This is a genomic window from Aquimarina celericrescens, assembly GCF_042682765.1.
Taxonomy (GTDB): Bacteria; Bacteroidota; Bacteroidia; order Flavobacteriales; family Flavobacteriaceae; genus Aquimarina; species Aquimarina celericrescens.
Window position 1 is genome coordinate 34,653 of sequence record NZ_JBHUHY010000006.1, and the last position, 14,199, is coordinate 48,851.

13 protein-coding genes are annotated in these 14,199 nt (G+C 33.4%); 11 read left to right on the forward strand and 2 right to left on the reverse strand.

The window, feature by feature from the left end:
* The 10 genes from hemC to ACFSJT_RS08640 all read left to right on the forward strand — a co-directional run bounded on the left by hemC (position 1) and on the right by ACFSJT_RS08640 (position 9,764).
* The gene (gene hemC / locus ACFSJT_RS08595) at positions 1–912 is read left to right on the forward strand and encodes a hydroxymethylbilane synthase (protein WP_378319846.1); all 912 of its coding nucleotides are present in this window, start codon (positions 1–3) and stop codon (positions 910–912) included.
* Positions 913–972: 60 nt separating this feature from the next.
* Positions 973–2,046 (forward strand): DUF559 domain-containing protein, encoded by a 1,074-nt coding sequence (locus ACFSJT_RS08600; protein ID WP_378319847.1) that lies wholly within the window; start codon positions 973–975, stop codon positions 2,044–2,046.
* 71 nt (positions 2,047–2,117) lie between these two features.
* Positions 2,118–3,149, forward strand: a complete 1,032-nt coding sequence (gene hemE, locus ACFSJT_RS08605) for a uroporphyrinogen decarboxylase (protein ID WP_378319848.1) — start codon at positions 2,118–2,120, stop codon at positions 3,147–3,149.
* Positions 3,150–3,151: 2 nt separating this feature from the next.
* Complete coding sequence (locus ACFSJT_RS08610) at positions 3,152–3,634, forward strand: DUF6973 domain-containing protein (protein WP_378319849.1); 483 nt, start codon at positions 3,152–3,154, stop codon at positions 3,632–3,634.
* Between the two features lie 4 nt (positions 3,635–3,638).
* Positions 3,639–4,994, forward strand: a complete 1,356-nt coding sequence (locus ACFSJT_RS08615) for a TrkH family potassium uptake protein (protein ID WP_378319850.1) — start codon at positions 3,639–3,641, stop codon at positions 4,992–4,994.
* 59 nt (positions 4,995–5,053) lie between these two features.
* Positions 5,054–5,842 carry an EI24 domain-containing protein gene (locus ACFSJT_RS08620; RefSeq protein ID WP_378319851.1) on the forward strand — a complete coding sequence of 263 codons (789 nt, stop codon included), beginning with the start codon at positions 5,054–5,056 and terminating at the stop codon, positions 5,840–5,842.
* Between the two features lie 37 nt (positions 5,843–5,879).
* A complete protein-coding gene (gene hemF, locus ACFSJT_RS08625) occupies positions 5,880–6,782 on the forward strand; it encodes an oxygen-dependent coproporphyrinogen oxidase (protein ID WP_378319852.1) in 903 nt (300 codons plus the stop codon).
* Positions 6,783–6,863: 81 nt separating this feature from the next.
* Complete coding sequence (locus ACFSJT_RS08630) at positions 6,864–7,478, forward strand: hypothetical protein (RefSeq protein WP_378319853.1); 615 nt, start codon at positions 6,864–6,866, stop codon at positions 7,476–7,478.
* A 284-nt stretch (positions 7,479–7,762) separates the two neighbouring features.
* Positions 7,763–8,158: a hypothetical protein gene (locus tag ACFSJT_RS08635; RefSeq protein WP_378319854.1), complete on the forward strand. Its 396-nt coding sequence runs from the start codon at positions 7,763–7,765 to the stop codon at positions 8,156–8,158.
* Between the two features lie 160 nt (positions 8,159–8,318).
* The gene (locus ACFSJT_RS08640; protein ID WP_378319855.1) at positions 8,319–9,764 is read left to right on the forward strand and encodes a BLUF domain-containing protein; all 1,446 of its coding nucleotides are present in this window, start codon (positions 8,319–8,321) and stop codon (positions 9,762–9,764) included.
* Between the two features lie 28 nt (positions 9,765–9,792).
* On the opposite strand, the gene ACFSJT_RS08645 is transcribed toward ACFSJT_RS08640, so the two are convergent.
* Together ACFSJT_RS08645 and ACFSJT_RS08650 are read right to left on the reverse strand one after the other, a co-directional pair.
* A complete protein-coding gene (locus tag ACFSJT_RS08645) occupies positions 9,793–11,145 on the reverse strand; it encodes a sensor histidine kinase (RefSeq protein ID WP_378319856.1) in 1,353 nt (450 codons plus the stop codon).
* A complete protein-coding gene (locus tag ACFSJT_RS08650; protein ID WP_378319857.1) occupies positions 11,145–12,509 on the reverse strand; it encodes a sigma-54-dependent transcriptional regulator in 1,365 nt (454 codons plus the stop codon). The genes ACFSJT_RS08645 and ACFSJT_RS08650 overlap by 1 nt, the downstream gene beginning before the upstream one ends.
* Positions 12,510–12,746: 237 nt before the next feature.
* Between ACFSJT_RS08650 and ACFSJT_RS08655 the strand changes: the two genes are divergently transcribed.
* Positions 12,747–14,171 carry a S41 family peptidase gene (locus ACFSJT_RS08655; protein ID WP_378319858.1) on the forward strand — a complete coding sequence of 475 codons (1,425 nt, stop codon included), beginning with the start codon at positions 12,747–12,749 and terminating at the stop codon, positions 14,169–14,171.
* Positions 14,172–14,199 lie beyond the last annotated feature (28 nt).

A 14,199-nucleotide genomic window follows, 5' to 3' on the forward strand; every position in this document is an offset into this window, starting at 1 on the left:
TTGGGCAGAATAATTCGAATAGGTACCAGAGATAGTGAATTGGCACTTTGGCAAGCTCGTACGGTGCAAAATCATCTTCGTGATTTGGATTATAATACAGCGCTTGTACCAGTAAAATCTACAGGGGATATTATTTTGGATAAACCATTATATGAATTGGGAATCACAGGTATTTTTACCAAAACCCTGGATGTAGCTATGATCAATGGCGATATTGATATTGCTGTTCATTCGATGAAAGACGTTCCCACTGCTTTGCCTAAGGGAATTGTTGAAGCGGCAATATTAAAAAGAGCTAATGTAAGTGATATTTTAGTACATAAAGGAGTAAATTTTCTAGAAAATGATGGGACTATTGCAACAGGTAGTCTTCGTAGAAAAGCGCAATGGTTACATAAATACCCAACTCATGCTGTCGTGGATTTAAGAGGAAATGTGAATACCCGTATGCAAAAACTACAGGATAGTAATTGGAATGGCGCCATATTCGCAGCAGCAGGATTAGAACGTATTGATCTGAAACCAGAAAACTACATTGATTTAAATTGGATGGTACCAGCTCCCGCACAAGGAGCTATGTTGGTAGTTGCCAAAGATGATGATGTGTATTGTAAAGAGGCACTTGCGCATTTAAATCATAAGCCCTCAGAAATTTGTGTGCATATAGAGCGAGCGTTTTTAAGAGAATTAGAAGGAGGGTGTACCGCACCAATTGGTGCCTTAGCAACACTAGAAAATGATGCAATTCTTTTTAGGGGAGCTTTGTTTAGCCTTGATGGCCAACATAAGATTGAGGTCATCAAAAAGGTAAAAATAGGTGAAGAGCAAAACTTTGGTCAAAATTGTGCACGTGAGATTTTGAATAATGGCGGTAAGGAATTGATGTCGAAGATAAAAAAGAATCTAAAGTAAAAATATAAAAACGCACTCTTGTTTCCTCTCCTTGGGGAGAGGGCTAGGGTGAGGGGTTGCATGAATGTAAAAACTCAAATATCAAGATTACTTCGAAAAGAACAAACCAAAGCTGAAGCAAAACTTTGGAAGTATCTTCGTAATCGCAGATTTGAAAATTTGAAATTCAGAAGACAACATCCATTAAAAAAATATATTGTTGATTTCATAAATATAGATAATCGACTTATTATTGAATTGGATGGAGAATACCATAATGATATTCTTCAACAAGAAAAGGACCAATTAAGAGATTTGCATCTTGAAGCTTTGGGATATTCAGTTCTTAGATTCGAAAACGAAGTAGTTTTTGAGAATCTCAAAATAATTTTTGATAGTATTAAAAAATCAGTTAACAAGGGAACACCAAAAAAGACAGATGGTAAAAATCCCCTCACCCTAGCCCTCTCCCCAAGGAGAGGGAATAAATCCACTACAATACTATCTACCAAAAAGCTTACAACTGCTCAAAAAGAATTGTTGCTTAATTCTGGGATTGGTTTTATAGCGTATGATGCTATTAACATCGAATTATTGCATGTTGATGTGCAAGACGAGATTCAAAATATGATCTTTACGAGTAAAAATGCCGTAAAAGCGGTATTGAATTCTGAAATAAACGTTTCAAATTGTTTTTGTGTAGGTGAAAATACAAAAAGACTTTTAGAGGAAAATGGAAAAAAAGTAATCAAAACTGCTTTAAATGCTTCAGATTTGGCTAATTTCATAGTAAAAAAGCATAAAAACGAGTCTTTTTTGTTTTTTTGCGGAAATTTAAGAAGAAAGGAGCTGCCAGAACTTCTGAAAGATCAAAAAGTAGCATTAAAAGAGCAAATAGTCTACAAAACGAGTTTAAATTCGAAGAAATTTAATCGCTCGTTTGATGGAATCTTATTTTTTAGTCCATCAGGAATTCAAAGCTATATTAAAGAGAATACAATTGGCAGAAGTATCGTTTTTTGTATTGGAAACACCACAGCTTCTGAAGCTAAAAAATATACAGAGCATGTTGTAATAGCAAACAAGCCTACCGTAGAGAATGTTATTGTTCAAGCGGTGAAATATTTTAACCAAGATTTGTCATCCCAGACTTGATCTGGGATCCATCTAGAATAACGTAAAACGATAAAAAGATCCTGAAACAAGTTCAGGATGACAGCTAAGTTATGACACATATTAAAAACGACCTATTTCTTAAGGCTCTTAAAGGAGAAACAGTAGAGCGTCCGCCGGTTTGGATGATGCGTCAAGCGGGAAGGTATCTTCCTGAATTTATGGCGTTAAAGAGAAAATACGATTTCTTTACTCGTTGCAGAACGCCTGAGTTAGCTTCAGAGATTACCGTGCAACCCATTGATATTATTGGTCCTGATGCAGCAATTTTGTTCAGTGATATTTTGGTGATTCCGCAAGCGATGAACATCGAAGTTGAGATGAAAGAAGGCATTGGTCCCTGGTTGCCTAACCCAATTAGATCGCTCAAAGATGTTGAGCAAGTCATTGTACCCAATATACAAGAGGAGCTGGGATATGTTATGGATGCCATCAAACTTACCAAAGAACGTTTGGATAATCGAGTTCCTTTAATAGGTTTTGCAGGTTCTCCCTGGACCATTTTATGTTATGCTGTACAAGGACAAGGATCTAAGAATTTTGACAAGGCAAAAGAATTGTGTTTTACGCAACCTGAAGCAGCACATCAGTTGTTGCAAAAAATCACTGATACTACTATTGCCTATCTACAAGCCAAAGTTGCGGCCGGAGTAAATGCGGTACAGGTATTTGATAGTTGGGGAGGCATGTTATCTCCAGTGGATTATCAGGAATTTTCCTGGAAATATATTCAACAAATAGTAGACGCGTTAAAAAAAGACACCGAAGTAATCGTTTTTGGTAAAGGATGTTGGTTTGCGTTACAGGAAATGGCAAAATCGGGTGCATCTGCACTGGGTATAGATTGGACTTGCTCTGCTAGAAATGCGCGTTATCTTACAGGTGGTAATATCACGTTACAGGGTAATTTTGACCCATCAAGATTATTGTCACCACCGGCCGAAATTAAAAAAATGGTCAAGCAAATGATCGATGAATTTGGCAAGGATCGATATATTGCTAATCTAGGTCACGGTATTTTGCCCAACATTCCTGTTGAAAATGCCAGAGCATTTGTAGATGCAGTAAAAGAATATAAGGGGTAGGAATGAATATCTGGGGTACCGTAAAAAAGTTAAGTCTGCAAGAAGTATTCTTGCTAACTTTTTTAATGCTTCGCAAACCTCTTTTGATTTGGCCAGCACTAAAAGCAACAAAGCAAACACTGCATATAAGCGATAAATTTTATGGAAAAACTCACCATGCTAATGGAAGAGAAAATGCATTCAGACATGCATTGTGGAATCTTTTGATTTGTAAAGTTGCGTATAGAGTTAATAAAAATCAACAAAAAGCTGTAGATTGGGCTAAGCAAGTGACAGATTTGCATGAGGATCTTTCTCCTAATAATCATCTTGAAAGAGAAATGGATCTTCATAATAATGGGGTAGGAAGAGAGCTTTTTAATTCACTTGCTGGCAAATCTGACACAGAAATAGTTGAATGTTTAATACAAAAAACAAAAAAGTCTGTTCGTGTTAAAAATAGTAATGAGATAAAAAAATTTCCTGGAATCTTAGTTCATCTTTAGTACAATGAAAGAATTTTTAAGCAATCTGAACAAGAAGTATGTTTTACTCAAAAGAAGCTGGTCTCCACAACAAAACTTATTCTACGGTTTTTTAACCTATGTTCTAGGTGGCTTCATTCTTTTAAGTCTTCCTTGGTTACAAAAGGAATCAGCGCCGCTACTGGATCATTTATTTATTGCCACTTCAGCAGTCTCTACTACAGGGTTGGTTACTGTAAGTGTTTTCGATACTTATAATATTGGGGGACAGCTTGTGGTGATGATTCTCTTTCAATTAGGAGGTATTGGATACCTGACTTTTACCACATTCATGATCTTGTCTACTACCAGAAGAATAACCCATTGGCATAGAAACCTGTTAAAATCGGAATTTACACTACCAGTAACGATAAAAATTAAAGATTTCTTGAAATCTTTAATTCTTTTTACATTGGTCATGGAGGTTTTGGGAACTATACTTTTTTTGGTTGCATTTATGCAAGAAGGTAAATCTTTTTCTGAAGCGATTTGGATATCAATATTTCATAGCATAAGTGCTTTTTGTACCGCTGGATTTAGTCTTTTCAATTCTGGTTTTACTGAATACGCAGATAATTCTTTTATAAATTTCATTATCTCCTTTCTGGCGATTGGAGGATCTTTAGGTTTCATCGTAGTGACTGATTTTATTCTTTGGTTTAAGAAAAAAAGTCATAAATTGAGTTTTACCACAAAGATTATTTTTATTGGCTTCTTACTTTTACTAAGCTTCGGTTTTGGGTTCTTTTATTTCTTAGAGCCTGCTGTTGCAGATTTACAGGGTAAGGAGAGATTTTTAGCTGCATTTTTTCAATCGATGACAGCAATGACTACGGTCGGGTTTAATACTGTTGACTTTGGTAGTTTTGTACTACCTATGTTATTGGTTACTACATTTTTGATGTATATAGGAGCATCGCCCTCGGGTACTGCAGGGGGTATGAAAATTACAACCCTTACAGCGGTTTTTTCTATTATGAAGAGTAGAATAAGAGGTAGTAAAAAAATCACTTTCTTAGGCAAAACGATTCCTTTTGAACGGCTATACATTGCTACTTCTTCCTTCATATTTTATACCACCATAATTTTTTTCGGAACCTTTTTGCTTACTTTCTCAGAATCCTTTGAATTTGAAAAAATCTTATTCGAAGTGGCTTCGGCACTGGGAACCGTAGGATTAAGTACCGGAATAACAGGAGGTTTATCGAGTGTAGGCAAATCTGTCATTATTCTACTAATGTTTATTGGTAGGCTTGGAGTTCTTACCTTTGGTTTAGCGATATGGTCCAAAACAATTACTAATGAAGAAAGAGAAGTGCTAGAAGAAGATATAGCTGTTTAGTTTTAAATAACTCTTTGAGAAAGCTGTCAATTACAGGTAAATTGATCAAAAAAGTAATTATGGTAAAAAATTTTATTAATGCAATTAAAGCTTATTTTGGAACATTCAACCTGATTTCAAAACTTGGATTATGGAAATATTTTGCAATACCTGTGCTTATAAGCCTAATTACAGGGGTCACTTTTGTTGCATTAGCCTATTCTTTTTCAGATAATTTGGGGCGTTTTATTTCAAAGATTTGGCTTTGGGAGTGGGGATCAGAAACGTTTTCGACAATAAGCACCTTTATCGGTGGATTAGTAATTATTGTGTTGGGGCTAATTTTATATAAGCATATAGTTATGGCATTATCTGCACCGTTTATGAGTCCGGTTTCAGAAAAAATAGAAAGATATCTATTAGGAAATAAGGGAAATACTACCTCCCAATCATCATTTGGAAAACAATTGGCAAGAGGAATTCGTATCAACTCGCGTAATTTACTCAAAGAACTATTTTTTATGGTTCCTCTGTTGATTATAAGTTTTATTCCGGTAATCGGAATTATAGGCACCATTCTTATATTTTTAATTCAGGCATATTATGTCGGTTTCGGGAATATGGACTATACGATGGAGCGTCATTTTAACTATAAAGAAAGTGTGCAGTTTGTAAGAAGACATAGAGGAACTGCTATTGGTAACGGGATGGTATTTGTATTGATGCTTTTTATACCGATTATTGGTTTTATAATTACTTTGCCCATATCGGTAGTGGCTGCATCAACAGAAACCGTAAAAATTTTGAATGAAAAAGGGTTGATAACTGGTAAAATCTCTACAGAACAACCTAAAGAAGTAGAAGAGTAGGCTTTTGTTCAGTAAAAAGAATGATACTTAAATTATAATGAAAGATAAATTTTACAACTACATACAAAATCTTCAGGATACAATTACAACCAAACTTGAAGAATTAGATGGCAAAGCAACGTTTCAAGAAGATATCTGGAAGCGCACAGAAGGAGGTGGGGGAAGAACCAGAGTTATCGAAAACGGTGATGTGTTTGAAAAAGGAGGAGTAAATATTTCTGGCGTACATGGAGCACTTCCCGAGGCAATGCAAAATTATTTTAAGGTGGGTGATGTTGACTTTTTTGCATGTGGGTTATCACTGGTACTGCATCCAAAAAACCCCATGGTTCCAACCGTACATGCGAATTGGAGATATTTTGAGATGTATAATAAAGAAGGAACCATAGTAGATAGTTGGTTTGGTGGAGGTCAAGATTTAACTCCATATTATCTTTTTGAAGAAGACGCAAAACATTTTCACCAGGTTTGTAAAACTTCATGTGACGCACATAATCCAGACTTTTATCCTTTATATAAGAAGAAGTGTGATGAATACTTTTATAATGCACATCGGGGAGAAGCACGTGGTATTGGAGGTTTATTTTTTGATTATTGTAAAGCAACAGAGGAAATGTCGATGCAAAATTGGTATGATTTTGTAACCGAAGTAGGCGATAGTTTCTTAAAAGCATATGTGCCTATTGTAGAAAAAAGAAAGGATTTGTCGTATACCGAGCAACAAAGAAATTGGCAAGAAATTCGTCGAGGGCGATATGTAGAATTTAATTTGGTTCATGATAAAGGAACCTTATTTGGATTAAGAACAAATGGAAGAATTGAAAGTATTCTCATGAGTCTTCCGCCCCATGTACAATGGCGCTACGACCATCATCCAAAACCGGAAAGCGATGAAGAAAAATTGGTTAAAGTGCTCAAAAAACCGGTTGAATGGTTATAATGTGATTTTTTTTTATTATATTGCGGGCCAATCACTTAAGTATTATCTTATTGTGATTTAAATATTTAACACAAGTGCCCTATGAAAAAACTTCTACTATTGTGTATTGTAATCCTTGCTACTGGTTGCGAATACTTATCTAACGGAGTAGCAGAAAATTCAAAATTCCCTAAGTTTAAGAAAAACACAATCGAGTTTAAAAACAATACGATTCTTCTTACAAGTGGATATACAAAGACTACGTCAGAAGAGTTTAAAAAGAGAGTAAATTTGCTTGAGGATAAGGCAAAATTTAAAACGGTTGCACTTCAGGAATTAGAGAAAATTGAAAAGAAAAAGGTGGATTACGAAATATTTGTACATGAAGATAATGTAGAGAACTACATATTCGTGTATGCTTGTGACTTCTATAAATTGGATGAACATAGAGCAGCTCGAGTTGTGGCAAGTCTTAATGATCAATTGAAAGACGAATCGAATAATCAAAAGGTAAAATATAAAAGAATCCATGGGAGATATTTCTTTACTCCAACTTCAAAAGTGGTAAAACTTAAATATCTGAAGGCTTACAAAACGAAAAAGAAATTTCAAACCGAATATATTGTAGCTTCCAAAAATGGAGGTATCGGATTATCTATTAGCAATGTTGAGGATGTAGACTTTGAAAACTCTATCAAACGCCTTGCCGTAAAATAAAATTGATCATAGTATCAACCTTATTGAATGCCGTATATACGATTTAATTAACGAGTCTATATACGGCATTTTACTATTTATTTACTACTTTTCTTTTTGGTTGATCTCTAATACCATTTCCAATGTTAATTTACACCATTAAAATATGTCTTTTTACGTCATATTTTAAAATAAAAATAACTCGTAGCTAAGGCTATTACTTATTTTTCTTTTTCATCTAACGCAAAAATCTATTATTTTTCTTTTGCGTAAATTAACATCAGAATTGGTATAAAAAATTGCTCATGAGAAGGATTGCACTATTTCTAATGCTTATTTTTCTGGTAAGTTGTGCTCGCAAAGTAGAACCTACCATAGAAAATATCAATAAAATATTTGCTTCAAGAGACTTTACATTTGAGTTTCATAAAAAAGGCGGTGATTGTGAATCATTAAGTTTTAGAAATGACTATCTAGTTTACAAAAGTGATCAACCAACAATTCGTCGGGAAATCACCTATGATGAGGTGCTTTTGATTAATGATTTTATTCAGAAGATTGTTAATGTTCATTCTGGCATACTCGATCCAGAAACCAATTCATACTATGTTATTAAAAATACTGCGTATAAGGCGATCATTGTTCCTGAGCAGGAAGATTATTATTTTGAGGCTTTAATAAAAACTTTAAAGCTAGATTGAGATCACAACCAGAACGTTATTGTTTTAAGAAATTAAGAGGGATAATCCATTAGGTTTAACGAACTCATTGTGGGTAATTTAACTCGATTATGTTAATATTTGTTTGAATAATGTTATTACCATTCTTTATTTTTGCAATGATTTAATTTAAGGGTAATTTATGTTGCACATTGAGACGAATGATGAGATTGAACAATTACGCCAAATGGCAAATTATTTTCAGGCTGATTTTATAGAAAATCATAACTCGGCAAGGTTTACTTTTAATAATGAACATGGTAAGGGTTATATTTCTACTTATCAGGTATTTCCTGGACTGGTAGCCAAAGTGTATAATGTTAGGCTAGCAAAGGAATTAAAATTCACCAAAAAGGAAATAGATGATTACCCCACTTATTTTATATACTGCGTTAAAGGGTATTATTTTCATAAGTTTAAAAATGAATCTGCCCTAGAAAAAATTTCTAAAAATCAAAACGTCATCCTATCAGGTAACAACCTTAATGGTCATGAGATTTTTCTTCCTAGCGCTATTGATTTACAAATAAGTATACTTTTTTTGAGTGCAAACAAGTTCGAAAAAGTAGAAAACAGAAAAGCCAAACGTCTTGATAGTGCTATGAAAAATCTTGCCAATAATTTTGAATTGGATCAGAAAAGCAAATTTTTTGGTGAAATCAATCCCGAGACTTCTCAGTTTGCCGAAGTACTTGTCGAAAATAAAAGAATTGATGTCATTGGTATGTTAATTACAGAGGGTGCCATATTAAATACTTTAGCCTCGCAATTGATAAATCATGAACAATATAGAAATACATCGAAAATTACTAAAATTTCTAAAGGTGATTTAAGAAAGATAATCGATCTTGGAGATTATATTCGAGATAATATTAGTACGAGAATAAGTATTGATCAACTTGCTAAAATATCAGGATTAAATCCAAAAAAATTGCAAAAAGCCTGTAATTATCTATATGGTGAAACTGTTGGGAATCTGATCCAGCGACTACGTGTTGAGCGGGCAAGGCAATTGTTGCAAAATACAGAATTAACAGTATCTGAAGTTTGTTATAAAATAGGCTTTTCGAGTCGCAGTTATTTTTCAAAAATTTTTTCAGAGCATTTTGGAATTCTCCCATCTGATTTTAAGGCTTCTATCGATAAAAAAGGGATGATTTTTGAACTAAGTTATAAATCAAAGGCTTCAAATGATATGTCAATTCTAGATTTAGAGAATCTTGTTGCAGAAGCTGTGGTTAATAATTTAAACGATTCAATAACGGGTGCCCTTGTATATTACTCAAATGTGTTTTTTCAAATAATTGAAGGCTCTAAATCTGATATTTTAAGGCTTTATGAAAAACTTTTAAAAGATAAACGGCATTATGATGTAGAGTTGATCTGGCAGGGGGTTAAACCAAAGCGAACTTTTGGAGACTGGTCATTGGCTTTCCTTGGCGAAAAAGGAGATATAGATATTGATAGTGTTAGTGCCAAACTTACTCATGCTAATTTAGCTCCAATTATGGAAGGAATGGAGGATTCAGAGATTTTTTCTGACATTCTATGGCGTAGAGTGCTCAATATACTAAAAGAAGCTTCTTAAAGCTATACATACATCAGAAGAGTTCGCGTTATTCAAAAGTTAATGTAAATGAGGTTTCTTGATTTGGTATAGAGTATACATTTAATGTCCCTCCATGCAGGTGCATGATCTGTTTAGAAAGACTAAGTCCTATACCAGTACCATCATTTTTGGTAGTATAAAAGGGGATAAAGATCTGATTCATAATTTCAGATGGAATACCGGGGCCATTATCTTTTACGATCATATATTTTTTTCCTTTTTCGGTAATACCCGAAATAAATTGTAACTGGGCATCAGGCGTTTTTTTAAGTGATTGAATTGCATTTTTTGAAAGATTCACCAATACTTGAGTAATTAGTTTTTCATCGGCATAAATCTCGAGGTCTTTTGACAAGTTAATAAGCTCAAAAGAGATCGTATCGAATCCTTTTTCCTGACTGGTAAGAACTTTTACTTTTTCGAATAATTGATCCACTTTAATTAGCTCTTTGTCTGGAGTCGGAACGTTTAAAAAGCTTCGATAAGATTGCACAAAACTCATAAGATCTTTTCCTTGATTCTTAATAACCTCTAACCCTTTGGCGGTATTGTATATTTTGTTTCTATCTATTTGATCAGCCATAACAACTCCTTTCTCATCTTTATAATAACTTAGGATAGATTCTGAAATAGAGGTGATCGGGGTGACAGAGTTCATAATTTCATGTGTTAAAACCCGAATTAGCTTAATCCATGAATCGGTTTCTTTTTTATCTAACTCGTTATTGATGTCTTGTATAGTGATAAGATTTAGCCTTTCTTTGTTTAACAAGATCTCATTAGATTTTATAGCCAACTGAATAGTTTCTCGTTCGTTTGTTAACTGAAAAAGCTTCCGCTCAAAGGGTTCAATGTTTTTAAAGATCTCATATAATTTTACATCAACCTGTGCTAGTTGCTTAATGTGATTTAAAGGAGTATAATTTAATAGTTTTTCGACTTTAGGATTAGCAAATAGAATATGTCCCCTATTATTGAAGGTTAACATACCTATTTCGGCTTGTTTTATTATTTCCTGATAATACTGTTCTTGTGCCTGGTTTTTTAGATGCACCTCCTGCATCATGTGGTTTAAGGTGTTAAGGCTTTGATTTAGTTCATTAAATGAGCCAACATCCCCTTTTTCTGGAAATCTAAGTGTAAAATCTTCATTTTTAATAGCATTAAAAAAAAATGCTATTTTTCTGTTATTATGATTTAGATATTTTATTAGAAAAGCGGTCTGTACAGAAAATAATGATAATAAAAAAATTGAAATCGAATACTGTTTGTTAAAAAAAGCAAACGCCATAAGAAGTGCAATAATGGCCAGTAACAATACTTTTATAATTAGTTTAACGTAAAAATTTCTACTCGCCATTAGTGATCAAATTTCTTAATTTTATTGTATAAAGTCTGCCTGGATATTCCCAGCTGATTGGCAGCAGCACTATAATTTCCGTTATTAGCATTTAATGCTTTATTAATCATGACACGCTCCATCTCATCAAGGGTTTCTGGACTGGTATCCAGCAACGAATCTGAATTTTTACTCAGTAAAAAATCTGTTGGTTTTAGAACATTGCCTTCAGATAGGATTACAGCTCTTTCTATCGTATGTTGTAATTCTCTAACATTTCCCGGCCATTTGTAAGTTAGTAATTTGTCTTCAGCAGCATTATTTATTCTAAGAGCAGGTTTGTTATACTTTGATGCGAATTTTTTCAAATAAAAATCAGCAAGAACCAAAATATCATTATCTCTTTCGCGTAGCGGAGGTACTTCAATATGAATGGTGTTGATCCTGTAAAGTAGATCTTCCCTAAAGATACCATCTGCAACCATTTGACCAAGATTACAATTGGTAGCACAAATTAGTCGTATGTCTACCGGAATCACTTTATTTGATCCTACTCGTACAATCGTTCTGTTTTGTATAGCAGACAACAATTTGGCTTGGGTTTGTAAAGAAAGATTTCCAATTTCATCCAGAAACAAAGAGCCTTTATTGGCGGCTTCAAATTTACCCGCACGATCTTCTTTAGCATCAGTAAAAGCACCTTTGATGTGACCAAAAAGCTCACTTTCGAACAAAGTTTCTGATATCGAACCCATATCAACTCCTATAAACACTTCATTTTTTCTTGAAGAAAGCCTATGTAACTCGCGAGCAATTAATTCTTTACCAGTTCCGTTTTCACCGGTAATTAAAACATTAACATCGGTTTTGGCAACTTTTCTTACCAAATTAAGAACAGCCGTTAGCGCTTTTGAATTTCCGATAATAAAATTACTATCTTGGTTAATTACCTGTTTAAGATGACTTTCTTTTTGCCTTAATTCTTGTACTTCGTTTTGTGATTTGCGTAAAAGATAGGCTGATTTAATAGTTGCGAGCAGTTTTTCGTTATTCCATGGTTTTAGAATGAAGTCTGATGCTCCTTCTTTTAATGCTTTTACAGCTAAATCTACTGCACCGTAAGCCGTCATCATTATTACCGAAATAAGTGGAGCTTTTTTCTTTATTTCTCGTAGCCAAAATAATCCCTCATTACCAGTATTTACTCCTGCTGAAAAATTCATATCTAATAATACGATATCAAATGTATTCAAATCACCCAATGACGAGATTTGATTGGGATTAGAAATTGTATTTACGGTCTTAAACTCGAACTGCAATAAAATTTCTAGCGCACTTAAAACGCTTTTGTTATCATCGATCACTAAGATTTTTCCGTCTTGCATGATTAAAGATTTGAATTCTTGAACAAAACTACAAATTTGAGATGGTAGATTCTACAATGTGTAAAAAAAGTGGACACTATTTGTATAATTTTTTTACAATCTGTTACTTCAGAATTATAGATTTTGTTTTTAAGTATTTGATTTTCAAATTTTTATAATTATGGCATAGCATTAGGTTATAGTTTGGCATCAAGAAATTTATGTACACATAATTTTATATACTAAATCCTAAAAAGAATGACCAAAACTAAAATTCTATCTACTCTTGTTCTCATTTTGATTTGTTGCTCATACAACTATAAAAAGACAGATCATGAAAACCCTAAACCTAACGGGATTTGGAAACAGATTGGATATGGAAATATCATTGAAGTGAAAGATTCTACTATCAAAGTGTATGATATAGCCAAACAGAATTGTGATTTATCGTATGAGGAAGAAATTCTTGATTTTGGAAAAATTAAAAGTTGGACAAAAGATACATTAACAATTCAACATGGAATTGATAATTGGTTGTTTACAAGATTGGATAAATTACCTGAATTATGTAATACACCTGTAAAAGAATTAAAAAATGACCCAAAGCATAACTTTAATGTGTTTTGGAACACATTTAATGAACATTATTCTTCTTTCGAAATAAAAGGAATTGATTGGGAGAAAGTGTATGAGACGTATAATTCTAAAATTACCTCAAATACTACAGAACTAGAATTATACATGATATTTCAAGAAATGATTACACTACTTGATGATGGACATGTAAAAATGGAAGTACCCGAAAGTATTGAAGAGCAATATAATGATAAAGTAAAACAAAAGAAGGAAAAGTACTCGAAACTAGACGAATTTGAATTGCACGAGGAAATTGCAAAATTATATGTCGACAGCTTGAGGAACTATAATGCAGGGATGATAAGATACGGACTTGTAAACAAGAACGTAGGTTATATTCAAATTAATTCAATGCTCATGCTTGCAGATTATAATTTGCAAAGGGATTTAAATTTGATGAATTTTTTCAATCAATACTGGGAGGTTGCAGAAAAGAGCAAAGATGAAATACAACGACAAGAAGAGGTTGACGGAATACATAAAATTTTAAACTCAATTATCAAAGAATTGAAAGATGCCAGATCCTATATATTGGATTTGCGATTTAATGGCGGCGGAAAAGACGGAGTTGCACTTGCTATCTTAAACCATTTTTCAAATACAGAAAAAGTTGCTTTTACTAAAAAGGCACGATTGGGAAGCGGATTTACAAAAGATCAAGAGATACATATTTTTCCAAATAACCAAAACTTTACTGGGAACGTATATTTATTGACAAGTGGTAGAACGGCAAGTGCATCTGAAATTCTTGTTTTGGCTTCTATGCAAAATCCTAATTTCACAAGAATTGGCTCGACCACAGAAGGAATTTTTTCATCTACCTTAGATAAAAAGCTTCCAAACGGGTGGGAGTATGAATTGTCAAACGAAGTTTACCAAGACCTAAAAGGTAATAATTATGAGAATATTGGGATTTCCCCAGACTTCCCATTGGAATATTCAACAGATAAAGACATATTTTTTGATCAATTATTTGATGATTTGAAAAATAAGAAAGATAAAGCAATTGAATTAGCAATCAAACTTGAAAATAAGAAAACAAAATAAAACTATTGTAATATAATAGAATCAGTTC